Raw genomic sequence first — 23821 nt, forward strand, 5'->3', positions numbered from 1 at the left:
AAATTTTACTTGCTTGCTGTGTCTACGCTGACAGAGGCTGCATAAAATATATCCCAGCATCACCGCATCGAGTGTAAAGTGAATAGACTATTTGCTCATTAATATGAACTAACCACAAATTGCTAAATACTGACGCACCACGTTATCCATACCTTGTTCCAATGACTCAATCGTAAAAGCATGACCAATAGACACCTCAGCGATATCACTAAGCGCGAGCAGATCAGCCAAATTATCCAAATTCAAATCATGACCCGCATTGACGCGGATACCGTTTTGATTGGCTAGATTAATACAGTCGCTAAAGCGTTGCTTGACCTCATCGAATTGGTCGCCGTTCTTACCATTATTGTAGGCACGCGCCCATTCTTCGGTATACATCTCGATCGTCTGTACATCACTCTCGATGACCGCTTTGATTTGCTCAATATCAGGGTCGATGAACACCGCACAGCGTGTACCAAAGGCTTGCAGCTCTTTGCTCAATGCTGATAAAAACTCATGATGAGTGATGATGTCAAAGCCATGATCGGAGGTCAGCTGATCGTCGCTATCTGGTACGAGCGTGCATTGATGCGGTTTTACCTCACGGATAATCTTTAAGAACTGCTCGTTTGGATTCCCTTCGATATTGAACTCAATCTCTGGATAATCCTTTAAGAACGCACTGATATCATAGACGTCTTGGTATCTGATATGACGCTCATCGGGTCTCGGGTGTACGGTAAAGCCTTTAACCCCTAGGTCAATCAGCTTTTTCACGAAGGTCAACAAGTTAGGGTAGTCAGTACCGCGCGAGTTACGGATCAAAGCCAATTTATTCAAATTTACGCTAAACAATGTGCTCATAGTATTTCCTTTTTCATTGTTGTTATGGATAGATTTTTGGTGGTTAATGGCTAATAAAAATCGTCGCTATCAGCATACTTCTTATTCAATGCCTTTAAAATAGCATAAGTCTCTAAGTCTACCGTTCCTGTTGGGTTACGGGGTCTAAAGTGCAGCTGAAACGCATAGATGACATCGCGACTGGCTTTGTCCCACTCGTCGCTACTGTTAATCTGATAGCCATAGTCACGAAACTGCTGCTTGATCTCAGGTATCGTGGCTGCCGCAAACGCTTCTATGTCCGTAAACGCAAATTTATCAGCGTTATCATACCAAGCACCGATGCCATATTGCTTATACAGTTGCTCCCAAGGGAACTTGGCACCGGGGTCTATTTTGCGCGAGGGTGCCATATCAGAATGACCGATGATATTCTTTGGTGAAATGTCATATCTCGCCGTGATATCTTGCACCAACTCCGCGACCTTTTTAATCTGCAACTCATTAAATGGCACATAATGCTCATAAGGATGATACGCCAACTTGCCATCTTTTAGTGTATTTTGATACTCAGGCGCAATCCCTGCATTGACAATTTCGATGCCGATAGAGGTATCGTTCAGGATGGTTCTACCCGCAAAGCCGCCATCACCTGCATGCCAAGCGCGCTCGTTTTCTGGTACTAGATTATAGATTTTATCATCGTCATTATCTAACACTAAATAGTGTGCGCTGACCTTGCCTGTGGTCAGTGTTTTGATAGATTTGTCATTGTCTGAAACTGTATAGTGCAGCACAATGGTTTTGATGCGTTCGCTTTTGCCAGTGGCTTGATATGTCGTGCTATCCACGATGTAGTTCTCAGTACTTGCCACTGGAGAGGTCGTGGTCACGCAGCCAATCAAGGGCAGTGTTAAGCCAAACGCTAAAAAGATATTTTTTACCATGAAATGCTCTGTGTGAATAAAGGTGAGCTTTGATATAGTCGTTTCAATATAATTTGGATACAAGGAAGGCGAGCGAAAGTACTACAAATAGTAGACTAAGCGAGCCTGACACCGTATCTGATTTATATAGGATTGACTATACTTGCCTTTATTTTTTTATTGATAGTAGGTAGATGAGGTCGAGATATCTTTGAAAGCTTTTTTAATTCTTGCGAATCTTCTTCGCCAACACCTTTTTCCAACTCTCTTCCAAGCACTCAATCGACAGCCACGGCTCAATTACTTCGGCATCATATTTCTCTTTAGCATTAGCCAGTTGCCATAACTTTTCAAGCGTGGCAAACGGATAGGGACGTTCGATTAAATAGACGGGCAAATCAGCGCTAATCATGCCATCACGCACCACTTTGAAGTACCAACCAGCGATACCTTGTTTGCTGACCCATGCCGCGATATTTGGCACTCTGGTAAATTGTCCGATTTGGTCGTTGATTTTGTAGCAGGGGCGTCGCGGTTGAACGATACGCAGTTGTAAATTATCAACATCATCCGTACTAGTAGCCGTATCACCATATTCAAAAACGTCGCCAATACAAACTGTAGATTCGGTCATTTCAGGTAGACCGTTGACGGGTTCAGTCGTAAGATTTTCGCCCAATGTACCGACGCGGACTTTTAGACCAAACTCTGCATTTATTTTCTCATAAGTTGCAGGTGCCAGTTGATGCACGGCTTTGAGTGGGCCGCCATGATGCTTGCGATCGGCTTGTTCATCAGTAATTAATCCCATAAAATTGACCGCGACAGGTGCGTTAATTGGCGCTTTATCGATGGCGCTCATTTCTTCACGAGTGAATGGCATGGCTTTGCCAGCGCGGACGCAGGTTAGATTGGCGATATGTAGCGGCAGGGTTTGGTTAAAGTCGGCTACATCTTTTTGGGTAGAGGGTGTTAGCGTTGCTACATTTATAGGTTCTAAGCTCATAGGTTTTCCTAATCTATAGGGATTTATTAGGGGAGAGGCTACTTTGATACTGGTATTAATAATGCGTATTATCTTAGCTTAATCATTCATCTAATGCTAAGCATTCAGCCGCTTAATATTTAGCAGTAGGTGAAAGGGTATTAGAACGGTAAATTTTAGACAAAAAAAGACCAGAATAGATATCTGGTCTTTTTGGTTTTCACAGCGTTATAAAAATAAATAAAATTATTTATTTTTATTGCGGCGACCAGCGGTTTTCTTTTCACGCGGTACAGCGACCAGCTCAGCCAATTGCTCAGGTGATGACCATAGACCTTCTAAGTCATAGAACTCACGGGCTTGTGGCGTCATCACATGCACGACGACAGCGCCCAGATCAATCAATGTCCAGTCAGAGTCGATACCGCCTTCGCGACCAAGTGGCATAAAGCCCGCTTGCTTCGCTTCAGCGCCGACATTGTCAGCCATTGCGCGTACATGGCGCTTAGAAGTACCGTCAGCGATAACGATGCGTTCGGTTACGTCAGTCAAATCTTCTACATTCATTACAGTGATGTTCTTCGCTTTCATATCGTCTAGAGCGGTCTCAACAACGGCTAAGCATTCTTTTAAGCGTTCTTCAGTCATGGTGTTGGTCATAAATTTTGATCTCTTGAATCGTCAATATTAAAAATAAAAAGGTAAATCGTCAATTTGCATGCGTTGGCATTGTCGAATGGACTAGATGTCGCCAGTCAGCTGTAGAGACTGGATGGGCAAAATGACAAAGATAAGGCGATTTTAACGGAATTGAGCAGCAGAATATAGCTGATGGGCGATAATATATTGATAAACAGCAGGATTTAGCCATTTAGCTAATGGATTGGGTGCAGTATTGTCTATGATATCATTTATTGGTGCGATAGATGTCATTTGCCTTGCCGCTGCGGACATTATATTCGATCGATTTTCCGTCGGCTGCAACTGTTGGCGTATCTGTGTACTGGATATCGTGGCGATAGGATGCGAGTCTATATAAATGTGGCCTTGATGGGTGTTTTTCAAGAGACGGCTATCGGTCAGTGCTTGAGAGGTGGGCTGTAATAAATCAATAGGCGCATCGATGCGTAAAGATTGCAGCTGCGCAGGTAATTGGATGTGCAAGTTCATCGTATCCTGTGCGACTAACGTTTTGTTGGCGCAATGAGTCGTGGTTGCCAACAGGTGATTATTTTTATGATTAATATCAGATAGGTCATCACGATTAAACACCCAAAGATTGACGTAATCCGTAAGCTCTAAACCGTTTTTCCATTTGCTCAAACTCAGCGCGCTATCCATACCGATGATGAATATTAGACTGTCATTTGGATAACGCTGGCGCAACGTGCGTACACTATCGATGGTATAGACAGGCGGTGTTTGCCACAGCTCAAGCTCATTAATTTGTAGCGGTGTGTTGAGTGTTGCAAGCTTTAACATCGCCAGACGGTGTTTAGGATCTGTACTTTTTTCTTTAAAGGGAGAGCGCGCATTGGGCAATAGTGACACGTGCAGCGCTCGCTGTTGCTGCTTGGCTATCGGTAGCAAACGCTGATAAACAGTCATCGCCATTTGCAGATGACCCTCATGTACGGGATCAAATGAGCCGCCAAGATAAGCACGAATAGCTGGCGCAGGTGTACTTTTTTGAGGATTTTTGCTGGTATTTGGCATAAATAAATGCGTAAAAATAGATAAGAGGCACGTTGTCGTTGATGCATTTTATCCTTTTATCGGCTGACCTTTTTAGGTTAAATGCTTCGATGGTAGCGCTATTGTAGAGGGCAAGCGGGCATCTGTCATTAAAAGCGCTGAAATACTAGGTAAAATGAGCGCTTAGCTATCCGTGATGAAAATTTTTAAAAAAGTCAGTTATGAATATAGCCAATAAAAAACCGACCATCATTTTGATAGTCGGTTACTTATAGCGCAATTAGTCCTACATTTTAATGCAATTAAATCGCGTCGCTATGAGCTTGAATAGCAGTAAGGGCAATGGTGTAGATAATATCATCGACCAAGGCTCCGCGAGACAAGTCATTTACTGGCTTATTCAAACCTTGCAGCATTGGGCCAACACTCACCACATTGGCGCTACGTTGTACGGCTTTATAAGTGGTATTGCCCGTATTGAGGTCTGGGAAAATAAAGACATTGGCTTGCCCAGCAACCGGTGAATCAGGCGCTTTTTGCTTGCCGACGCTCATGACAGAAGCGGCGTCATACTGTAGAGGTCCATCGACTTTTAGATGTGGCGCACGCTCGCGGACGATTTGGGTTGCACGGGTGACTTTTTCGACATCTGCGCCAGTTCCTGATGAGCCTGTAGAATAGCTAATCATCGCAACTTTTGGATCAATACCGAAGGCGGCAGCAGACTGTGCTGATTGAATGGCAATCTCAGCCAATTCTTCGGCATTTGGATCAGGATTAATGGCACAGTCACCGTATACAACCACTTGCTCAGGTAGCAGCATAAAAAATACTGATGATACGAGCGAGTATTGCGGTGCGGTCTTAATCAACTGAAACGCTGGACGGACGGTATTGGCGGTGGTATGAATCGCGCCAGAAACGAGGCCGTCGACTTCGTCCATCTGTAGCATGGTCGTGCCTAGATATACGGTGTCTTTTAAGTATTCAGCCGCGACTTCTGCGCTGGTTTTACCTTTACGGCGTTCGACCACTGCAGCGATATACTTGCTCATATCAAGCGTGTCGGGGTCAATTATTTCAAGACCTTCAGGTAAAACTAAGTCGAGATTTTTAGCCACTTGCTCGACATCGCTACGCTTAGCGAGTAGTACACAGTTGGCGATACCGCGGCTTTGACAGATACAAGCGGCTTCAACGGTACGCGGCTCAGAACCCTCTGGTAGCACGATGCGTTTTTTGGCGTCTTGTGCTTTTTTAACCACTTGATGACGGAATGCAGATGGTGAGAGGCGCGGCTCATGATTTTGACTAAAATATTCTTTAATCCAGCTAAGATTTAAATGGGCGGCGACATAACGAGCCACTTCTTCAGCACGTTCAGTATCATCACTTGGAATCTCTGCGCTCATGTGCATGAGGCTCTGTACGGTCTCATAGCTGTCGCTTTCGACACTCATGACAGGGATGCCTGTTTTGAGGGCAGATTGCCATAGCTCAGCGACGGTTGCACTCGGCTCGACGCCGCCAGTTAATACCAATCCTGCCAGCGGGATACCGTTGATACAAGCCAAACCTGCTGCTAATAGTAAATCATCTCGATCGCCCGGTACGACGATAAGGGTGCCACGTTTAAACACCTCATCGACGCGTGCGACCGAGCGTGCGGTTAGGCTAATGCGGTTAATACGGCGTGACTTAGCTTCACCGACATTGAGCCATTTGGCATCCAGCTCAGTGGCGATATCCCACGTACGAGGCACGGACAGTGAATCACTGAATGGCACCACCCCGATTAAACGGAACGCATCAGTATTAAAATGCGGTGATAGGCGCTGGACTTCTTGCATAAAGCCGTCATCTAAACTCACAACCGCTTCACCAGGGGCAACGATTTGATTTTCTACAGTGCTTTGCGCATTTGGCAAGTCATGTACACGCATCAAAATCGCGCCGAGCGTACGCTCATGGGCGATGCCGCCAAACTCACGAGCGTGAACGTCAAGCTTATCAGCCAGATAGGCTGGTTTACTGGTATCAGCGGTGCTAACAAAGATGATTCTAGCATCTAACGCATGAGCAATCGCCCGGTTGATTTGTGAGGCATAAGAGGTTTCTGTGGTCGGTACTAAGCCTTCACAGATCACCACATCATAATCATCGCCAAGAGTATGATAATTGACGACCACTTCTTCCATCAAGTCATCAAGGTTACCATCACCGATCATACGCTCAACACGCTGCCGACTGATAGATTTAGGTGGCGTCAGACCAAAAGCATGCATTGCTAACGCGCTTGAGCTGTCTAAACTGTTTTGCTTATCAAGTGTATCATCTTGCAAAAATGGCTTCATAAAGCCCGCTTTGATACCGTTGTAATCAAGAGCGCGAATCAATCCAAGCGCTGCTGACGTTACGCCGATACCACGGCTGATGGGAACTAGTAAAATGGTTTGCATAAAGTATCCTACGGTTTATTATATTTTTAAAGCTCACTTCATCCTTGCTGGAATGAGTAAAACGTCGCGCTTCTCATCATAGGCTATGTATAAGAAGCGCTGGGCAAAAAAATAACTTAACACGTCTAATGAATAAAAAAGCTGATAAGACGACTAAAAGCTTATGAGAAAATCACAAGTAACTTATAATATAAGCAACTTATAAAAAGCATTGAGCTTAGAGTAAGCCCAATGCTTCACGTGTTTCTTGAGCAATACGGCACTCTTCATCAGTTGGCACAACCCACAGCTCAATGCTGCTATCGTCTGCGTGGAAGCTGCCTTCGCTACCACCAAACAAGCTCGCATTTTTGTCAGCGTCTACTTTTATGCCGAAATGACGCATCACTTCTAAGATACTGGTACGGGTGGTGACTGAGTTTTCGCCGATACCGCCCGTAAAGACAATGCCTGTGAATTCTGGTAACGCGCAGCTTAAGCTGGCAAGATATTTACCGACGCGGTAACAGAACATCTCGATAGCGAGCTTGGCATCTGCGTGACCTTCGTTCGCCGCTTGTTCGACGGTACGTAAATCATTAGACAATCCTGAGACACCCAATAGACCACTTTCATTATTGAGCATGGCATCAATCTCTTCCAAGCTCATACCGAGCTGGCGCTTTAGGTGTATGTGTAGACTTGGGTCAACATCACCACTACGCGTACCCATCATGAGCCCTTCAAGCGGGGTCAGACCCATGCTGGTATCGAAACTTTTGCCATCATAAACGGCAGTCGCCGAGCAGCCGTTGCCCAGATGCGCTGTAAGCCAACCATGTGGGCCTTTAGACTCAGTAATTTCACTGGCACGCTCTGAGACATAGGCATGAGACGTACCATGAAAGCCATAACGGCGGATTTTGTGTTCTTCGTATAGGGCTTTTGGTAGTGGGTAGCGAAAAGCAACAGGAGGCATGGTTTGGTGAAAGGCTGTATCAAAGACGACGACTTGAGGAATATCAGGATAAATCGCCTGTACCGCTTCGATACCTAAAGCATGGGCAGGGTTATGCAGTGGCGCGAGTATTTTTAAGCGTTTTACTTCGTCCAGCACATGCTCATCGACACGGACTGCTGCAGAGTACTCACGGCCACCATGAACCACGCGATGACCAACGGCGATGAAATGATACTGTTCTAATAGCTCAAGGATTTTTTGTAATGCTAACTGATGACGACCACCTGAGATAGAGATTTCCAGCTTATCACCATTCAACGTCGTGTGTTTGATACGAGCAGTATCGAGTCCTAAGTTTTCGGCCAAACCAGTGATACGAATAGAATTGTCTTCGCTAATCAGCGCGTATTTGATAGAAGAGGAACCGCAGTTGAGGACTAAGGTGGGATTGATTAGGTTCGATGTTTCGGTATTTTTGTCATCAAAAGTGGTGGTTAGGCTGGCGCTCATACTCTGTCCTTAGATTGTATTTTGTAAAGGGTGACTCATCACAGACGAGTACCGGTTGAATAAACAAAAACCAGCCGCATCCATGCCGACATAGGTCAAGCAAGTACATTGCTGATTCTGGTCACTCTTGGGCTGGCACTATTGATCAGTGCTTGTTAAGTCGCATGCTAGCGCCTCAACACAGTCGCAAGGTCTACACATAATGTACCATAGTTTTATGGCTATACCACGATAACTATAAGGGTTAAATTGATAGAATGTGGTATAGACAATACAACTGTACACCGAGTGTCGCTAGGGTTTGTCGGCTGCTACAGCCAAATATAGTAGCTCATAATAAATTGTAAGAAAATTTGTCTAAGTAAATATAATAGGCTGTTTTACCATTATAGCGATACATTAAGACCGCTAGTATCAACGATCGCTTAGTAAATGGCAGTCGCACGGTCTAGTAAAGCTTAGCAAAACTTAGAAAAACCAAACTCGTCCAAATTTATTGATTAGGGACATTCAGTATGCACACAGCATTATGTAATAATGCTATTATCCAAAGCAGTCATATTGTCATTTTTTAGCGATGGCGATAGCTTTTATTTAGCTGTCTATAGGGTTGGATCTATCGCCTTTATGACTCGTGCTTTTTATCATCCTCATGCCATTGCAAAGTCACAGGTTCTCTATTCTATGTTTACTATTAACCGCTTTTCGAAAACTGAGCACACTAATGTCGCTGATCTTGGTCGCCGTGTTATCTCCACTTTTATTATTAGTGGGGTAATTATGATGGGTTTGGTGGGTTGCGGTCAAAAAGGCAATCTATACCTCGCCGACGCTAGTAGCCAGACAGTTCAAGGAGCTACGGATAGCGCTGGCATACAGGGTAGTACCTATTCGACACAAGATGATGGTCATCAAGAAATGGATGGTTTTAAGCTACCGGAACCCAGTGAAGACCCGAATGATTATTGATTTTTATTAAAAACTCAATGCCGTCGACGAGATTTCGGTGTACACCCTAAGATTTTTTAACTTTGATAACCTGATGAAATTAGAGATGTTTATATGAGTCATTCTGAGCAACAAACTGGCGAATCTGTCACGATCCAAACTGAGCAAGGCTTGTATGTTAATCCTCAAGCTTTAACCGCCCATTTACCCGCGCTAGATTATCGCGATGGTGCATTGTATATGGAGCAGGTAAGCATTGATGATGTGGTTAAACACTACGATACGCCATGCTATGTCTACTCAAAACAAGCCATTTTGGATGTCTATCAAGCTTATAGCGATAGCTTTGCCAGTTTAACGCACCAGATTTGTTATGCGGTAAAAGCCAATTCTAATCTTGCAGTGCTTGGTATATTGGCGCAAGCAGGGGCAGGATTTGACATCGTCTCTCGTGGCGAGCTCATGCGCGTATTGGCGGCAGGTGGTGATGCTTCACGTGTGGTGTTCTCAGGCGTGGGCAAGACTGATAGCGATATCGAGTATGCCCTGACCCAAGGTATTGGTTGTTTTAACGTAGAGTCAATCAGCGAGCTGACTTTGATTAATGATGTGGCACAGAAATTGAATAAGCCTGCGCCAATTTCACTACGGGTTAATCCCAATGTTGACGCCAAGACGCATCCGTATATCTCAACAGGGTTAAAAGACAATAAATTTGGTATCACCCACGAAGACGCGGTTGCCGTCTATGAGCAGGCAGCTGAGCTGTCTCATATTGATATCGTCGGTATTGACTGTCATATTGGCTCGCAGTTGACTGAAGTTGCGCCATTTGTAGCAGCTTTAGATAAAGTGATTGAGCTGATACACAACCTACGTGATAAAGGTATCGAGCTGCGTCATATCGATTTGGGCGGTGGTTTGGGTGTGCGTTATATCGATGAGACACCAGTATCTATCGACGAGTTTGCCCAAGCTTTATTACCGAAACTTAGCGAGCTTGGCTTAACGGTATTCTTTGAGCCGGGTCGCAGTATTGTGGCAAATGCTGGGATATTATTGACCAAGGTTGATGTACTCAAACCAACGGAACATAAGAACTTTGCTATTGTTGACGCAGCAATGAATGACTTGATTCGTCCGGCGTTATATCAAGCTGAAATGGCAGTCATTCCAAGTGTTTTGCCTGAGAATGGCATCGACACTAATGGCACGCAGCCATGGGATATCGTTGGCGCTATTTGCGAAACGGGTGATTTTTTAGCGAAAGACCGTTTATTGTCGCTTGCGGTAGGCGATGTTTTAGCAATCACAGGTGCTGGTGCGTATGGCTTTACCATGAGTAGCAATTATAATTCACGCCCGCGTGCTAGTGAAGTAATGGTAGCCGATGACAGCCATCAACTGATTCGCAAACGCGAAATTATTGAAGCGTTATATGCAGACGAAGTATTGTGGCAAGGTAAATAAATCGGTGACCAATAGGTTTAGCCATTTTTAGCCCATTTAGGCGTTTTCGTTCAGATTGAGGGCATGCCCTAAATAAAAAGCCCATTGTCTTTATGATGATGGGCTTTTTTATGGCCTGCTCTAATGAGAGATATCAGTTTGGCTGTACAAGGTGGATTTAGCATCGTGTTAACTTAGTATTTGATAGCGGTGATAGTTATGATTGTATCTGACAGCGTGCTAATATAAGACATACATAAAAATAGGATAGGATAACAAGGATATGCTAATAGAATTTACGAAGATGCATGGTCTGGGCAATGATTTTATGGTCATCGATTTGGTGACTCAGCGCTTAGATTTGACCAAGGATTTGGTACAGTTACTGGGTGACCGTCATTTGGGTATTGGCTTTGATCAGCTGCTCGTCGTTGAGCCACCGATGCGTCCTGACGTTGATTTTAGTTATCGCATTTTTAATGCTGATGGGTCGGAAGTTGAGCAGTGCGGTAATGGTGCGCGCTGTTTTGCCCGTTTTGTGCAAGCGCGTAAACTGTCATTTAAACAGCGTTTGCGTGTTGAGACGGCAAGCGGCATCATTTCATTGACCACTGATCGTTATGGCTGGGTCGAAGTCGATATGGGCAAGCCGAAATTTGAACCAAGCGAGATTCCTTTTACCCCCAGAGCCACGACCAAAATCCAAAATGCTTATCATCTCGATGTAAACGGCACTCCTGTACAGCTTTATGTTGCCAATATGGGCAACCCGCATGCCGTTATCAAAGTTGATAACGTGCTCGATGCTGACGTTGAAACCTTAGGCAAAGCCATCGAATCGCATCCCGCCTTTCCTGACCGTGTCAATGTCGGCTTTATGCAAGTGATGAATCAGCGTCATATTCGTCTGCGTGTGTATGAGCGCGGTGTCGGTGAGACACAAGCCTGTGGTACTGGCGCTTGTGCCGCAGTAGCGGTTGGTATCCGCGAAGGCTGGCTCGATGAAGGCGAAGACGTGCGTGCGCAGCTTTATGGTGGCAGTATGATCATCAAATGGCAGCCGGGTTATTCAGTGATGATGACCGGTCCGACCGCCTTTGTTTACGAAGGCGTATTTAGCCCAGATGGTCTGATGGCACAAGCGGGCATCAAGCCCAATCCAGAAGGCTAATGGATAATAGGGCTATGTCTAATAAAAACAATCATACGATGGAGCCTACCTCAGATTCTGAGGCAAAAGCATGGCTATCAGTCGAGCACGCCGCAGCTATAGAGTCGGATGCTGCGTTACATGATTTATTAGCGCCCGTGCATCGTTGGCTTAATGTCTTGTCGGTGCGCAATCACTCGCCGCATACGTTGACCGCTTATTTTGCAGGATTGAATCAATTGGCGCTATTTTTACGTGGGAAACGCCTGACGTGGACGCGCTGCGATAAACGCCAATTAGCCCAGCATATTAGCCAACGCTTGGATGAAGACAAGTTGGCACTTGCTAGCGTCCAGCAAGAGCTGTCAGCCATTCGCCATTTTTATGGCTGGCTGATAGAAGAGGATTTAGCACGTATTAACCCAACGACTGGCTATCAGCTCAAACGTAGTCCTCGACCGCTACCGTCTATCGCTGATGTTGATTTGCTCACTCAGCTGCTTGACCAAGAGATGCCTGATACACCGGAACAAGCGCGCCTATGGCTGCGTGATAAGGCGATGTTTGAATTGCTTTATAGCAGCGGTCTGCGCGTAGGTGAGTTGGTCGCGTTGGATATGGTCGATGTAGATTTGTCAGACCTGCGCGTGCGCGTGACAGGTAAAGGCAATAAAACGCGTTTGGTGCCGTTAGGTGTCAAGGCAGCAGAAGCGATTAGCCGTTATCTACCGCATCGTAATCTGTGGGTGGAGCAGATGGACAGCGCACTATTTATTAGTGAAAAACTAGGTACGCGTTTATCGACACGGGCAGTGCAGCAGCGTCTCAAAGTTGCGGCTACGCGTGCCGGCATCGCACAAAATATGTATCCGCATCTATTGCGTCATTGTTTTGCTTCGCACATGCTGTCGGGCAGTGGCGATTTGCGCGCGGTGCAAGAAATGCTTGGGCATAGCGATATCAGTACCACGCAAATTTATACCCATGTCGATTTTGCTAAGCTCACGCAAGTCTATGATCGCGCCCATCCGCGTGCGACTCATACACGGACCGAAGAAAATACCACCTAATATTCGATATTCAATACTTACTATTCAGTATTGAAATTGACTTACGCCAAACGATGACAGTCAAAAATGGGCATTTTTTGGCGGCCTTGCTGTTGAGTCTGTTTATCTAAGGTTGCCAAGATCAAAGCATAATTTTTATTATCTTTATTAATAGCGTTGTTTAATTCACTATCCTCATAGCTGTTAATAATCGTGCCATCAAAAGCTGTGATAGTGGTATGCCCCCACGTTTGACGGATATCACCGTTTTTATAAACATGGTCGCCGCCTTGTGCTGCGCCAATGACCATGCACTGACTGTCTAACGCCCGTGCGCGAAGTAACAGCGACCAGTGCGCTTGCCCCGTTAAATAAGTAAATGCCGATGGCGCACTTAATAGGTCAGCGCCTGCTTGACGTAAGCGCTGTGCCAATGCGGGAAAACGCAAATCAAAACAAACCATCATACCCAGTTGATAAGCAGCATGATTACTCTCTACTGTTGCAACTACAGTCTGTGTGCCAGGCTCAAACGTCGCCGCTTCATTATAGCTGCCATGTTTATCTGCTACCGTCGCCGTGAATAGGTGAATTTTGTCATAGCGTGCCACTCGCGTGCCGTCAGGGGTAAATAGCTGACTGACTTGGCGCAGTCTGCCATCAGGCACGATGACGCCATCAGGGCGATAAGGGCAGGGCAGTGAGCCTGCCAGCACATAGACACCGTAAGTACTGGCATAGTTTGCTATCGTCGCTGATAGCGAATCAAAGCGCTCTGCGGTGGCAAATTGCTCGCCCATGCTACAGCAGTTTTCTGGTAAGACAACAAGGTGAGCACCTTGATGACTGGCATCGCTGATAGCAGCTTTTATAGCCGCTACGTTTTTTTCGATGTCTTGCTGGCTATTCATTTGAATCGCAGCAGTGACAAGGTGCGGTTTATTTGCTTGTTCATTCATCGTATTATTCTCGGTTAATGTTAAGAGTGATTCAATTGACTCGAAGGTTTTGTGTCATGTACCTTGTATTTTTTATATAGCCTTATTATTATCAACAAGATTTTGTTGTTTATTGTTTAGCAGTTCATGCTAAAACGGTCAAATTTATAGAGTTTTATAAGTAGAGAGCAATAAGCGTATTGGGCCGTCTATAAATTATCATAGCAAAATTGCCACGAAAAATGCTATCGTCATGTCCTGATAACGTTAAATCGCTACTTTAAGTGGCAACATATATAGACTATCACCAGTATCGGAGTGTAATAAGCCACCCATGAGTATGTCTTTCGGATTGGCGACCACGCTGAGCACCTCACAAAAACTGACCCCGCAAATGCAGCAAGCTATTAAATTGCTGCAACTCTCTAGTCTTGAGCTTGCGCAAGAAGTTCAGGCCAAGCTGGATAGTAATCCATTGCTTGAACGTATTGAGGATGATGAAGATGAATACGATTATGGCAGCGGCGATAGAGTAGATGAATCATTGACACTTGATAGCTGGAACCAGAGTACTGATATTGACTCATTTAGCGTAACCTCTGAGAGTAATACCCATACCTCTGAACCAGATGAAGACTTTAGTGACAGCTTGGACAAATTACAGCAAGCCAGTATCGATGATGGTGCCATAGACAATCATACGATGGATAGTGACGACTATAGTAGCTTTGAAAGTAGTGTTGATAGCAGTAATTATGCATCTACGGCAAGCAGTTCGGGGAGCAAAAGTGACGAGGATTTTGATAGTTATCAAGGCGGCACTTCTGCCACCATACAAGACCATGTGCGCTGGCAGCTGAACTTTAAGCATCTCTCAGAAGCGGACATGTTGATTGTAACCTATCTGATGGATTCTATGGATGACATGGGTTTTGTGCGGCTTGATATCGATGAGCTGTTGCAAAGCTTCGATACGATGGCAAGTTTTTATCAATGGGAAGAGCCTGTTGAGCACGATGAAGTCATGGCTGTTTTACGTGTTATTCAGTCTTGTGATCCGCTGGGTGTGGGGGCGCGAAATCTCAGTGAGTGCCTAGCGATTCAGTTGTCCAAGCTCGATGCAAATACTGACCATCTAAAAGAAGCACAAGCATTGTTGTCAGCCAGTGAGCATTTGGTGAGCAATAACATCAAAGCATTGACTGAGCGGACTGGACTCGCGCCTACACAGATTACCCCCGCGCTTAACTTGCTGCGTACCTTGAATCCGTCACCTGGTTTGCTGTTTCAAAGCAGCCAACCAGACTATACTCAGTCGCCAGCCAGCTATGATATTCCTGATGTTTTGGTCACGCCTATACGTCACCATCAGAATCAGACGAGTTCAGATACATCGACGCAAGAGGACGGCTGGAATGTGCGCCTCAATCCTGAGACCATGCCAAAGCTAAGAGTCAATCAAGAATATGCCAATTTGGTGAAGCGCGGTGATGACAGCCCCGACAATCAATATCTGCGTGAAAACCTCACCGATGCCCGCTTGTTTATTCGTAGTATTGAAGAGCGTAATCAAAACCTATTAAAAGTGGCAACCAGTATCGTGCGTTATCAGCAAGAGTTCTTGCAGCATGGCGCGACTGCCATGCAACCGCTCATCCTAAAAGCCATTGCGGAAGAAGTGGATTTGCACGAATCGACCGTTTCACGTCTAACCACCAGTAAAACAATTTTGACGCCGCAGGGATTGTTTTCACTCAAGCATTTCTTTTCATCTCATGTCAGCAGTACCGACGGCGATATTTCATCGACTGCCATTAGCGCCATGATTAAGCAACTGATAGCCGATGAAGATGCCAAAAATCCATTATCTGACAGTCGCATAAAAGATTGTTTATTATCCGAAGGTATCGATATCGCTAGAAGAACCGTGGCCAAATATCGTGAAGCAATGAATATTGGCTCGTCTACTCAGCGTAAACAGAAATATTAAATGTCACAATTCAATGACTTAAGAGAAAAATAGTGCTATCGCTAATATATTTCTTGATAAATATAAAAAATAAAATTTTCTGATTATATAGAAACATTGAGGAAACAACCGTTTTTATTACATTTAATTACACTTTACTGTCTTGCTACTATTCGATATTCATGACAAATTAGAGTCATACCAACAACGAAATCTAAGTGTCGATCTAGCGTATTTACTTATCTCATTAATCAAAATGACAACGAAAGGACACGTTCGATTTTTGCTAAAAGTATCGATTACTAAAGGCGCTTATCAATAAAGACACCCCATTCATTGTTGGTAAGGCAGGATGAAAAAGCAGGAATGCTGGCTCATCTGTTGATTGTAAGTAATAACGCAAGCAACAACGTAGGCAACAATGTAAGTCATAATAAAAGGACAACAATATGAATGTTTCTATCAGTGGTCACCATATCAGTGTTACCGACGCTATGAACGCAGCTGTTCAAGAAAAACTTGATAAAATTGGTCGTCATTTTGATCAAATTCAAAGTATTCAAGTCATTTTATCATTAGATAACAGCGGTGCTATAAAGAGCCATAAGGCTGAAGCGATTATGCGAGTCTCGGGTAAAGAGATGTTTGTCCAAGCGCTTGACGATGATATGTATAAAGCCATTAACGAGATGGCAGACAAACTTGATAGACAAGTACGCAAGTATAAAACCAAGTTGGAGAGCAAAAAGACTCAGGGTGCTGGGCGTGATGGACGCTATGAAGAGCTGATGACAGACGATGCTGCTCCAGCAGTTTAATGTTATAGAGTTTAGGATATTTAAAGGTTAATGATTACTGGCTGATGAAATAATAAATAGTATAAATAGCCGCATTTTTAGATATCTCTAAATGACATTGCCTAAAACGGAAAAAGACCTCGAACGTTTGCTACGTTGAGGTCTTTTTTATGAGCAATTATTTTTTAAAAACCCACCTTTAAATACATTTCTTTAAGCACATTCATTTTCAAATCAACGGATCATTATTTTGGCTAATTAGCCACCACCGACTGCTTGTACCACTTCAATATTCATACCTTCAGCGATACTTAATTGAGCAAGCTCACTCTTTGGAATCAGTTCGCCATCGACTTCTACTGCGTAACGACCTTGGCTAAGACCAAGCTCATTGATGACCAATTGCACGGTCTGATGGGTAGTCTGTAGTTTCTTACCATTAACGATAATGGTACTCATAAAATATACTCCTTAATGATTTTTTATCCTTTTGTGCGTACTAATTGTGCGTACTAAGGCGTGTTCTCATTTTTATCTCTATTTTCAAAATGAGCACATACTCTAAAATGCAATTTAATTATTCTTGTTTAACTGGCTATTTTGCGACCAATTTGTTCATCGTGAATGATGACACTGCTAGCCATAGCCAACCTGCAATCATTAGTACGCCGCCGATAGGCGTGATCGCGCCAAACCAAAGTGGTGCGCCAAGTGTCATTGCATATAAGCTACCAGCAAATATTATAATGCCAATTTGTAGTAGCCATGCAGTGATTTGCGTGGCATATCTCAGGCGAATCAACAGACCAACCAGTAATAAACCCAGCGCATGTATAAACAAATACAGTGTTGCAGTATGCCACCATTCGAGTTGTTGAGCACTGGCGATGTTTTTTAAGCCATGCGCCCCAAACGCCCCTAAAGCGACGGCGATGGCCATATTGATCGCCGCAATACCTATCCAATTTAACATGACAAACTCGTATTATCTAAAAACTACCGCTGGTGAAAGACAGGCACTACTGATAGGTAATTGCTACTGAATATCATCTGGCAATATAACGCTATCAATGGTCATTGCCTCGCGGATTTTGTCCATGGCATTTTTTTCGATTTGGCGTACGCGTTCTGCTGAGATAGAGTAGACGGCTGCCAATTCGTGTAAGGTTGATTTTTGCTCAGAGAGCCAGCGCTGCTCCACGATATCGCGTGAGCGCTCATCAAGGGTATCCATTGCCGCGATCAATGCAGATGAGTTGCTTTCTTCCCAATCTGCTTCTTCTAACTGCTCGGCAGGATCGATACCATCTTCCAAAAATAGCTGCGGTGCATAACGTCCATCGTCGTCATCGCTAGATTGCGCTTCAAACGAGGCGTCATAAGAGGTAAGCCGCGATTCCATTTCTAACACTTGCTTGCGTGTGACATTTAAGTCTTTGGCAATGGCATCAGCCTCTTCTAGCGTTAGCTGGTTGTTGGTTTTTTTGAGACTACGTAAGTTAAAGAATAGTTTACGATGCGCTTTGGTGGTCGCGACTTTGACAATGCGCCAGTTACGAATCACAAATTCATGAATTTCTGCTTTAATCCAATGCACAGCAAATGACACCAAACGCACGCCCTTATTCGGGTCAAAGCGTTTTACAGCCTTCATTAGTCCCAGATTGCCCTCTTGGATTAAGTCTGCTTGCGGCAAACCATAACCCGAGTAGCTACGGGCAATATGAATCACAAAACGCAGGTGCGACATCACGAGCAGACGCGCTGCTTCTACATCGCCTTCATCATAATAACGATGCGCCAGCTCTTGCTCTTGGATTGGTGTCAAAATTGGGATTTGGTGCACCGTGTTGATATAAGCGCCCAAATTGACCCCAGGCGCTGACAAATGAGTCGGCATCGCTGGCACTAAGTCACGGGTGCTAGTATCACCTAAGGCGCTAGCATCATAAGGTGGACGTTGGGCGGCAGCTTTTAATGCGGCATCACGTGCTTCGTTTTTTATAGGAGCTGCCTCATCTTTTTTATTCGTTTTTGCAGTATCAGTAGAATTATTAGCCATATTCTTGACCTTGATTAAATAGTGACGCAAATAGTCAGATAAAAATCTTTATAGTTGTAATTGTAAAGGATAGCGACACTTAGTTGCTATCAGTTTTAGTAATGATGAAGTGATATATTGTATCGAAACGCTGTGCTGATAAGCTATCCGCTGATGGCTGATCCGTCATGCTATTAACGATTAATCGCAGTTGACTTGCGGCATTTGCTTGCTGGTTTTGTTGACAAAAAGCGGTGATATCAGCCTGTGAGTTGGCATCAGTTGCGACCACATATAATGAACCGCCAGCTGTGACGTCACGTAGTGCTACTTTGGTTTTTAACAGCGGCAATGGACAAGCAAGTCCGCGACCATCAACGAAACGTTGAACATGAATAGGCTGCGTTTCATTTGCCTCATGATCTGTAGTGACAGTATGCGCTGGTAACAAGTCTAACAGGTTGTTGATGTCTTGCTGCTCAGTATCAGACAAATCTGCTGATAAGTTTATAGAATAAGGCGAATATACGGTGGTTGACTGACGATCAGCAGACATAAAATAAACCTTATAAATATTTTGGCTTGTACTAGATTGTATTGAACATTCGCAAACACGTAATGACAGTGCTTGTTATTCTTAAATGACACTCGGCAGTGACCAGATCCTATAGTCGTGAAATGCCATTATATCAAATAGCCGATATGTAGTTGAAGTTGAATATAATCAACGTCACATTCAGTTCATTAGAATCACATATAGTCTGTCAAGATAATTTAGATAGAAGGAAGGCGAGCAAAAGTACTAAAAATAGTAGACTGAGCGCGCCTGACACCATATCTATTTTATAGGGGATTGACTAAAGCCATGTTGCACAATAGTGACGGACAGCTGAGTTATTGGTAGTCGAACGCAGACTAGAATTGACCTTATATCAGCAAGCTCGTATAGTCGAAAAACGTTTAGTCAAAAAATCAGTCGAAAAAACCTTACTTCAAAAATATCTTATTTCAAAAACACCTTATTTCAAAAACAGTATCATTACTCACTTGCATAGGATACGCACTTGAACCATTTTAATAGACAATCGATACTTGGTAATGCGCCCATGACCCAGGAAAAAAAATGTAAAAGTGCCGCGCGTTCGATGGTATTATCGAGCGCTATTAAATTGACGTTGTCGGCGGTACTAATGACGATGACCACTGCTGCCATGAGCGAGGATAGTCTTAATAATGCTAATACGAGCAGCAAAGCGATGGCATCCAGTTATAATTCATGGCAAACCACTGGCTCAGAAGAGCTAAATCTGCCCAATTTGCGCGGACAAGGCTTGAGCTTCGCTGAGCAATATCAAAACAAATTGCTCGGCGAATGGTCGTTACGGAACGTTAATGGTCGTATCAAAATGGAGCACGATCCTTGGATTCAAGAAACGGTCAAAGACATGACTTGGCGTCTCAATGCGCAAGCAAGGCAGCAAGCGCCGATGGGTTTGGTTATCATTGATAACCCAAGTATCAATGCCTTTGCAGCACCAGGCGGGGTCATTGGACTTAATACAGGGACGATTCTGGCCGCTAGCAGTATGGATGAGCTTGCCAGTGTGGTGGCGCATGAAGTTGCTCACATCAGCCAGCGCCATTATGAAAGTGGTGCTGATGAGCGCAAAAAGGCTTTGCTGATGCAGATAGGCGGTATGCTGGCAGCGATTGCAGCATCGGCGGTCGATGGTGATGCCGCGGCGGCAGTGATGATGGGCAGCCAAACGGCGACGATGAACAGCACGATGGCATTTAGTCGAAATAATGAGCGCGAGGCCGATCGGGTGGGGATGCAAATCATGACCCAAGCAGGCTACGACCCAAGGGCGATGCCGCGATTCTTTGCCACGATGAACCAACGCAGCCAGCTCAACCAAGTTGAAAATCGATTTTTACCAAGCTTCGTACGCTCGCATCCACTGAGTAACGAGCGCTTAAGTGAAGCGCAAAGTCGTGCCCAGCATTATCCCTCATTGTCACTAAATCAGCAGCAGCGCCATCAGGCTTTATTTGATCTGCTCTATTGGCGTGTCCAAAGTACGGGTAAACATGCCTCAGAGACAGTGCTAATGACGGCTGCTAAAAATAGCGTAGGTGCCAAATTGGCTCTGATGAACTGGTATGGCGAACAGCAACGCTTTACAGAGGCAAGCGATTTACTGGCTGAAATCAATCGACTGCCGCCTACGCAGCGCCAAAATTTAGAGCCTTTACTATCGATTACTCATAGCCAAATTCTAACGGAGCAGAATAAATGGTCACAAGCGGCGGACGTATTAGCCAGCCAGCAGCGTGTTTACCCTGAGCGTCGTGATCTGCGTCTTTATTTGGCAGAAGCGCTTACCAATAGCAATCAGCCAATCAGAGCCCAAGCGTTGCTTAAACCACTGACCGAGCAGCAGCCAAGCGACCGTTATGCTTGGCAAAGTCTGCAACTGGCCAATGAAAAACTGGCAAAAACGACCGACTCTGCTTCCTTGAAAAATATTGCCACCATTAACGCGCTACGCTATCGCAGTCATGACCAACTATGGAGTAGTCGTTACGAGAGTGCGTTGACGTCACTGACCCAAGCCAAACAACTGGCGGAAAAACTACAAAACACGGCTCAAGCCAGTAGCGCCCGTCCATTGCTTGCCAATATCAATGCAGAAATCAAAGCAGTAAAAACCGCCAAAGACTTTGAGCCTTAGGCGGTTATTTTTACGCTGTCGTCATTAGCTTTTGATGACACTAATTACTAGCCTTGCAGCGCATCTTTCACCAGCTTAGAGATGAGCGCAGGGTCTGCGCGTCCTGCGGTTTTGTTCTTTAATACACCCATCACACTGCCCATGTCACGCATAGAGGTCGCGCCTTGTGCAGCGATTTCCGCATTGACCAAGGCCGCAAGTTCAGCATCATCCATTTGTTTTGGCATAAACTCATTGATGATATCAATCTCAAACTGCTCTTTGGTTGCCAGATCATCACGGTTGTTTTCGGTAAAAATAGTCAATGACTCATGGCGTTGTTTTAGCTGCTTTTGCAGTATATCTAAGACTTGCGCATCATCAAGCTCTATTTGACGGTCAATCTCAATTTGCTTGATAACCGCTTGCACGTTACGTAGTACTTTGACACGCTCAAGCTCACGCGCTTTCATAGACACTTTGACATTGTCTGATAAAGTTTGTTTAAGTTGGCTCATTGTTATTATCCTTATTTGTTAAGAGGTATTTATTCAAATTTTTAAGCAATAATAATAAAAATTGTAGCATAAAAAACGCCACTGATATCAATGGATAACAGTGGCGTTAATGTAGCACTTGTACTTAATTAATCGAATTATCGATTAGTACATACGAGTGGTACGAATAGTTTCGCGTTGTAATTTTTTCTTATAACGCTTTACGGCAGCAGCTTTTTTACGCTTACGTACTTGTGTTGGTTTTTCATAAAACTCACGCTTACGTACGTCTGATAATACGCCAGCTTTTTCGCAAGCACGCTTGAAACGACGGATAGCGATGTCAACTGGTTCGTTTTCTTTAACCTTAACTGCAGGCATGAAGACTCCTCGATTAGGATGAGATATAAGGGCATTAGTCTGGCTGTGTATTAGTATTTAGCCGTAATATCTCAAGATTACAGGCATCAGCTCAAACTAGGATAATCTTGCGCATGAGCACAAGGGCAAGCATTTTAATAAAAAATGTCAGTTAAGTCAATGATTTTAGCACATTAATCTATATTTATCATTAAGTTGCAAGGTACAATACGCAGAGACAATTAGAAAAGTAGTTAGAACGCAGGTTTTTGCTCCCGCTTTAATGAAACTATAAATGCAAAGTATAAAATTACTATGAATAAAAAACCCTACTGTCTATAACGGTTTGGTTGGAGTTTATGCTATGATAATTTGCATATAATAGTCAGCATATTAACCATTTTATGTGTATTTTATTGAGGATGTTGGAATGAAAAAAACAGGACTAAATATAGCGCTAAGCACCGCATTTATCATTGCTCTTGGCTTTGGCATTAGCGCTTGTAGTGGTGAGAAAGAAGGCGAATCACACGAAGTATTGGCAAAAGATCGCGTTGATGAAGCCGCTGAGCTGGCTCGCAAAAACGCACCTGAAGCTGAAAAAATGGAGTTCCCAGAAACGGCTCCAGCGCCAGTAACTGAAGCTGACGGCACAGTAGATGGTGCTGCAACTGCTGAAGCAGGGACGACTGCTACTGATATGACAGATGCAACGGATAGCGATGTTGCTGTCGCTGACAGTGCAGATATGCCAGCTAGTAGTGCAGATGTGCCAGCTGCTGATACGGCGGCAACGCCTACTGCTGACGCTGAACCAGCTACGAACTAATCACGGTTTGTGTGTTGATAGGTTTTGAATTTATGCGCTGTCATAAACAGTCGCTAACATGAAATATCGAATAGAGGTGTGATCATGATAAGTAAACAGCAGCGTATGAATAAACTGGTCTTATCTGCCATTAGTTTAAGTGCGCTATTAGCAATCACTGCTTGTAGTGGTGACAATGCAGCGGTTGAAGAGCCTGCTGTTGTCAATGAATCTGCCGATACAACGGCAGTGGTAGAAGACGCACCTATAGTCGAACCTGAAGTCGTTACACCTGAACCTGTGGCAGATACCGAGACGACGGTCATTGTAGATAAGCCAGTGCAGGAAATCTCCGCGGAGCCTGAAGTGTTGGCTGCGGATGCAGGCGCCAAGCTTTATGAGACCAACTGCAAGGTTTGTCATGAAGGAGGGCTGCTGAACGCGCCGAAATACGGTGATAAAGCCGCGTGGGAGCCGCGACTGGCTAAAGGCACAGAGACGCTGCACATGCATTCGGCAAAAGGCTTTAATAAGATGCCAGCACAAGCCACCGATAAGGTCAGTGAAGCCCAAGTTTACGCAGCTGTAGATTACATGATTGAAGCAGTTAGCTGATCCGGTATATTAAGAGATATTGACCATTGAAATTTGTTAAACTGACCGTCATTGTGACTGACAATGGCGGTTTTTTTATGCACGTTTTTTGGCAGATACTAGGGCGTCTCCTCAATTCAATCGATTAACCTCTAAATAGGCTA

The 23821-nt window shown here is 44.4% G+C and carries 23 protein-coding genes; 9 read left to right on the forward strand and 14 right to left on the reverse strand.

All coding sequences use genetic code 11. The features are described 5' to 3' along the window. Positions 1-108: 108 nt before the first annotated feature. The 7 genes from ACT3S4_RS06205 to ACT3S4_RS06235 all read right to left on the reverse strand — a co-directional run bounded on the left by ACT3S4_RS06205 (position 109) and on the right by ACT3S4_RS06235 (position 8343). Positions 109-849, reverse strand: a complete 741-nt coding sequence (locus ACT3S4_RS06205) for a pyridoxine 5'-phosphate synthase (protein ID WP_444760714.1) — start codon at positions 847-849, stop codon at positions 109-111. A gap of 50 nt (positions 850-899) precedes the next feature. Continuing rightward, positions 900-1775, reverse strand: a complete 876-nt coding sequence (locus tag ACT3S4_RS06210) for an N-acetylmuramoyl-L-alanine amidase (protein WP_444760715.1) — start codon at positions 1773-1775, stop codon at positions 900-902. Positions 1776-1977: 202 nt separating this feature from the next. Beyond that, positions 1978-2760 carry an MOSC domain-containing protein gene (locus ACT3S4_RS06215; RefSeq protein ID WP_444760716.1) on the reverse strand — a complete coding sequence of 261 codons (783 nt, stop codon included), beginning with the start codon at positions 2758-2760 and terminating at the stop codon, positions 1978-1980. A 225-nt stretch (positions 2761-2985) separates the two neighbouring features. Further along, on the reverse strand, positions 2986-3399 hold the full coding sequence (gene rsfS / locus ACT3S4_RS06220) for a ribosome silencing factor (RefSeq protein ID WP_045443355.1): 414 nt from the start codon (positions 3397-3399) through the stop codon (positions 2986-2988). Between the two features lie 141 nt (positions 3400-3540). After that, positions 3541-4455 (reverse strand): nicotinate-nicotinamide nucleotide adenylyltransferase, encoded by a 915-nt coding sequence (locus tag ACT3S4_RS06225; protein WP_444760717.1) that lies wholly within the window; start codon positions 4453-4455, stop codon positions 3541-3543. A 281-nt stretch (positions 4456-4736) separates the two neighbouring features. Then, positions 4737-6893: a phosphate acetyltransferase gene (gene pta / locus ACT3S4_RS06230; protein WP_087814548.1), complete on the reverse strand. Its 2157-nt coding sequence runs from the start codon at positions 6891-6893 to the stop codon at positions 4737-4739. Between the two features lie 217 nt (positions 6894-7110). Continuing rightward, the gene (locus ACT3S4_RS06235; RefSeq protein ID WP_055123535.1) at positions 7111-8343 is read right to left on the reverse strand and encodes an acetate/propionate family kinase; all 1233 of its coding nucleotides are present in this window, start codon (positions 8341-8343) and stop codon (positions 7111-7113) included. Between the two features lie 537 nt (positions 8344-8880). On the opposite strand from ACT3S4_RS06235, the gene ACT3S4_RS06240 reads away from it, so the two are divergent. The 4 genes from ACT3S4_RS06240 to ACT3S4_RS06255 all read left to right on the forward strand — a co-directional run bounded on the left by ACT3S4_RS06240 (position 8881) and on the right by ACT3S4_RS06255 (position 12960). Further along, positions 8881-9312: an LptM family lipoprotein gene (locus ACT3S4_RS06240; RefSeq protein WP_444760718.1), complete on the forward strand. Its 432-nt coding sequence runs from the start codon at positions 8881-8883 to the stop codon at positions 9310-9312. A gap of 93 nt (positions 9313-9405) precedes the next feature. Beyond that, positions 9406-10761 carry a diaminopimelate decarboxylase gene (gene lysA / locus ACT3S4_RS06245; RefSeq protein ID WP_444760719.1) on the forward strand — a complete coding sequence of 452 codons (1356 nt, stop codon included), beginning with the start codon at positions 9406-9408 and terminating at the stop codon, positions 10759-10761. 262 nt (positions 10762-11023) lie between these two features. Next, positions 11024-11911 (forward strand): diaminopimelate epimerase, encoded by an 888-nt coding sequence (dapF, locus tag ACT3S4_RS06250; RefSeq protein WP_045443366.1) that lies wholly within the window; start codon positions 11024-11026, stop codon positions 11909-11911. Between the two features lie 14 nt (positions 11912-11925). Next, entirely contained in the window at positions 11926-12960 is a 1035-nt protein-coding gene (locus ACT3S4_RS06255) for a tyrosine recombinase XerC (protein WP_444760720.1), read from the forward strand. A gap of 41 nt (positions 12961-13001) precedes the next feature. Here the strand turns inward: ACT3S4_RS06255 and ACT3S4_RS06260 are convergent, their stop codons facing one another. Then, positions 13002-13898 carry a nitrilase-related carbon-nitrogen hydrolase gene (locus tag ACT3S4_RS06260; RefSeq protein WP_444760721.1) on the reverse strand — a complete coding sequence of 299 codons (897 nt, stop codon included), beginning with the start codon at positions 13896-13898 and terminating at the stop codon, positions 13002-13004. Positions 13899-14211: 313 nt separating this feature from the next. Between ACT3S4_RS06260 and rpoN the strand changes: the two genes are divergently transcribed. Together rpoN and hpf are read left to right on the forward strand one after the other, a co-directional pair. Further along, entirely contained in the window at positions 14212-15867 is a 1656-nt protein-coding gene (gene rpoN / locus ACT3S4_RS06265) for an RNA polymerase factor sigma-54 (RefSeq protein WP_444760722.1), read from the forward strand. A gap of 428 nt (positions 15868-16295) precedes the next feature. Beyond that, complete coding sequence (gene hpf / locus ACT3S4_RS06270) at positions 16296-16664, forward strand: ribosome hibernation-promoting factor, HPF/YfiA family (protein ID WP_045443369.1); 369 nt, start codon at positions 16296-16298, stop codon at positions 16662-16664. 237 nt (positions 16665-16901) lie between these two features. Here the strand turns inward: hpf and thiS are convergent, their stop codons facing one another. From thiS to ACT3S4_RS06290, 4 genes are all read right to left on the reverse strand, one after another. Further along, the gene (gene thiS, locus ACT3S4_RS06275) at positions 16902-17102 is read right to left on the reverse strand and encodes a sulfur carrier protein ThiS (RefSeq protein WP_045443372.1); all 201 of its coding nucleotides are present in this window, start codon (positions 17100-17102) and stop codon (positions 16902-16904) included. Positions 17103-17238: 136 nt separating this feature from the next. Next, the gene (locus ACT3S4_RS06280; RefSeq protein WP_444760723.1) at positions 17239-17616 is read right to left on the reverse strand and encodes a DUF423 domain-containing protein; all 378 of its coding nucleotides are present in this window, start codon (positions 17614-17616) and stop codon (positions 17239-17241) included. Between the two features lie 63 nt (positions 17617-17679). Then, entirely contained in the window at positions 17680-18543 is an 864-nt protein-coding gene (gene rpoH, locus ACT3S4_RS06285; RefSeq protein ID WP_198329691.1) for an RNA polymerase sigma factor RpoH, read from the reverse strand. A gap of 241 nt (positions 18544-18784) precedes the next feature. Then, positions 18785-19240, reverse strand: a complete 456-nt coding sequence (locus tag ACT3S4_RS06290) for a sulfurtransferase TusA family protein (protein WP_444760724.1) — start codon at positions 19238-19240, stop codon at positions 18785-18787. 508 nt (positions 19241-19748) lie between these two features. Between ACT3S4_RS06290 and ACT3S4_RS06295 the strand changes: the two genes are divergently transcribed. Then, positions 19749-21419 carry a M48 family metalloprotease gene (locus ACT3S4_RS06295; protein ID WP_444760725.1) on the forward strand — a complete coding sequence of 557 codons (1671 nt, stop codon included), beginning with the start codon at positions 19749-19751 and terminating at the stop codon, positions 21417-21419. A gap of 47 nt (positions 21420-21466) precedes the next feature. Here ACT3S4_RS06295 and ACT3S4_RS06300 read toward each other — a convergent pair whose 3' ends face one another. Both ACT3S4_RS06300 and rpsU read right to left on the reverse strand, forming a co-directional pair. Next, positions 21467-21916, reverse strand: a complete 450-nt coding sequence (locus ACT3S4_RS06300) for a GatB/YqeY domain-containing protein (RefSeq protein ID WP_045443381.1) — start codon at positions 21914-21916, stop codon at positions 21467-21469. Between the two features lie 144 nt (positions 21917-22060). Beyond that, positions 22061-22276 (reverse strand): 30S ribosomal protein S21, encoded by a 216-nt coding sequence (rpsU, locus tag ACT3S4_RS06305; protein WP_010195908.1) that lies wholly within the window; start codon positions 22274-22276, stop codon positions 22061-22063. A gap of 409 nt (positions 22277-22685) precedes the next feature. On the opposite strand from rpsU, the gene ACT3S4_RS06310 reads away from it, so the two are divergent. Continuing rightward, positions 22686-23084, forward strand: coding sequence for a hypothetical protein (locus ACT3S4_RS06310; protein WP_444760726.1), 399 nt, complete (start codon positions 22686-22688; stop codon positions 23082-23084). 84 nt (positions 23085-23168) lie between these two features. Next, positions 23169-23678: a c-type cytochrome gene (locus ACT3S4_RS06315; RefSeq protein WP_444760727.1), complete on the forward strand. Its 510-nt coding sequence runs from the start codon at positions 23169-23171 to the stop codon at positions 23676-23678. Positions 23679-23821 lie beyond the last annotated feature (143 nt).

The organism is Psychrobacter sp. AOP30-A2-5 (genome assembly GCF_052378115.1).
Lineage (GTDB): Bacteria > Pseudomonadota > Gammaproteobacteria > Pseudomonadales > Moraxellaceae > Psychrobacter.

Excerpts from the sequence above, each read along its gene's own strand:
- ACT3S4_RS06205 (WP_444760714.1), bottom strand. The coding sequence starts at position 849 with ATGAGCACATTGTTTAGCGTAAATTTGAATAAATTGGCTTTGATCCGT.
- ACT3S4_RS06210 (WP_444760715.1), bottom strand. The coding sequence starts at position 1,775 with ATGGTAAAAAATATCTTTTTAGCGTTTGGCTTAACACTGCCCTTGATT.
- ACT3S4_RS06215 (WP_444760716.1), bottom strand. The coding sequence starts at position 2,760 with ATGAGCTTAGAACCTATAAATGTAGCAACGCTAACACCCTCTACCCAA.
- rsfS (WP_045443355.1), bottom strand. The coding sequence starts at position 3,399 with ATGACCAACACCATGACTGAAGAACGCTTAAAAGAATGCTTAGCCGTT.
- ACT3S4_RS06225 (WP_444760717.1), bottom strand. The coding sequence starts at position 4,455 with ATGCCAAATACCAGCAAAAATCCTCAAAAAAGTACACCTGCGCCAGCT.
- pta (WP_087814548.1), bottom strand. The coding sequence starts at position 6,893 with ATGCAAACCATTTTACTAGTTCCCATCAGCCGTGGTATCGGCGTAACG.
- ACT3S4_RS06235 (WP_055123535.1), bottom strand. The coding sequence starts at position 8,343 with ATGAGCGCCAGCCTAACCACCACTTTTGATGACAAAAATACCGAAACA.
- ACT3S4_RS06240 (WP_444760718.1), top strand. The coding sequence starts at position 8,881 with ATGCTATTATCCAAAGCAGTCATATTGTCATTTTTTAGCGATGGCGAT.
- lysA (WP_444760719.1), top strand. The coding sequence starts at position 9,406 with ATGAGTCATTCTGAGCAACAAACTGGCGAATCTGTCACGATCCAAACT.
- dapF (WP_045443366.1), top strand. The coding sequence starts at position 11,024 with ATGCTAATAGAATTTACGAAGATGCATGGTCTGGGCAATGATTTTATG.
- ACT3S4_RS06255 (WP_444760720.1), top strand. The coding sequence starts at position 11,926 with ATGTCTAATAAAAACAATCATACGATGGAGCCTACCTCAGATTCTGAG.
- ACT3S4_RS06260 (WP_444760721.1), bottom strand. The coding sequence starts at position 13,898 with ATGAATGAACAAGCAAATAAACCGCACCTTGTCACTGCTGCGATTCAA.
- rpoN (WP_444760722.1), top strand. The coding sequence starts at position 14,212 with ATGAGTATGTCTTTCGGATTGGCGACCACGCTGAGCACCTCACAAAAA.
- hpf (WP_045443369.1), top strand. The coding sequence starts at position 16,296 with ATGAATGTTTCTATCAGTGGTCACCATATCAGTGTTACCGACGCTATG.
- thiS (WP_045443372.1), bottom strand. The coding sequence starts at position 17,102 with ATGAGTACCATTATCGTTAATGGTAAGAAACTACAGACTACCCATCAG.
- ACT3S4_RS06280 (WP_444760723.1), bottom strand. The coding sequence starts at position 17,616 with ATGTTAAATTGGATAGGTATTGCGGCGATCAATATGGCCATCGCCGTC.
- rpoH (WP_198329691.1), bottom strand. The coding sequence starts at position 18,543 with ATGCCGACTCATTTGTCAGCGCCTGGGGTCAATTTGGGCGCTTATATC.
- ACT3S4_RS06290 (WP_444760724.1), bottom strand. The coding sequence starts at position 19,240 with ATGTCTGCTGATCGTCAGTCAACCACCGTATATTCGCCTTATTCTATA.
- ACT3S4_RS06300 (WP_045443381.1), bottom strand. The coding sequence starts at position 21,916 with ATGAGCCAACTTAAACAAACTTTATCAGACAATGTCAAAGTGTCTATG.
- rpsU (WP_010195908.1), bottom strand. The coding sequence starts at position 22,276 with ATGCCTGCAGTTAAGGTTAAAGAAAACGAACCAGTTGACATCGCTATC.
- ACT3S4_RS06310 (WP_444760726.1), top strand. The coding sequence starts at position 22,686 with ATGAAAAAAACAGGACTAAATATAGCGCTAAGCACCGCATTTATCATT.
- ACT3S4_RS06315 (WP_444760727.1), top strand. The coding sequence starts at position 23,169 with ATGATAAGTAAACAGCAGCGTATGAATAAACTGGTCTTATCTGCCATT.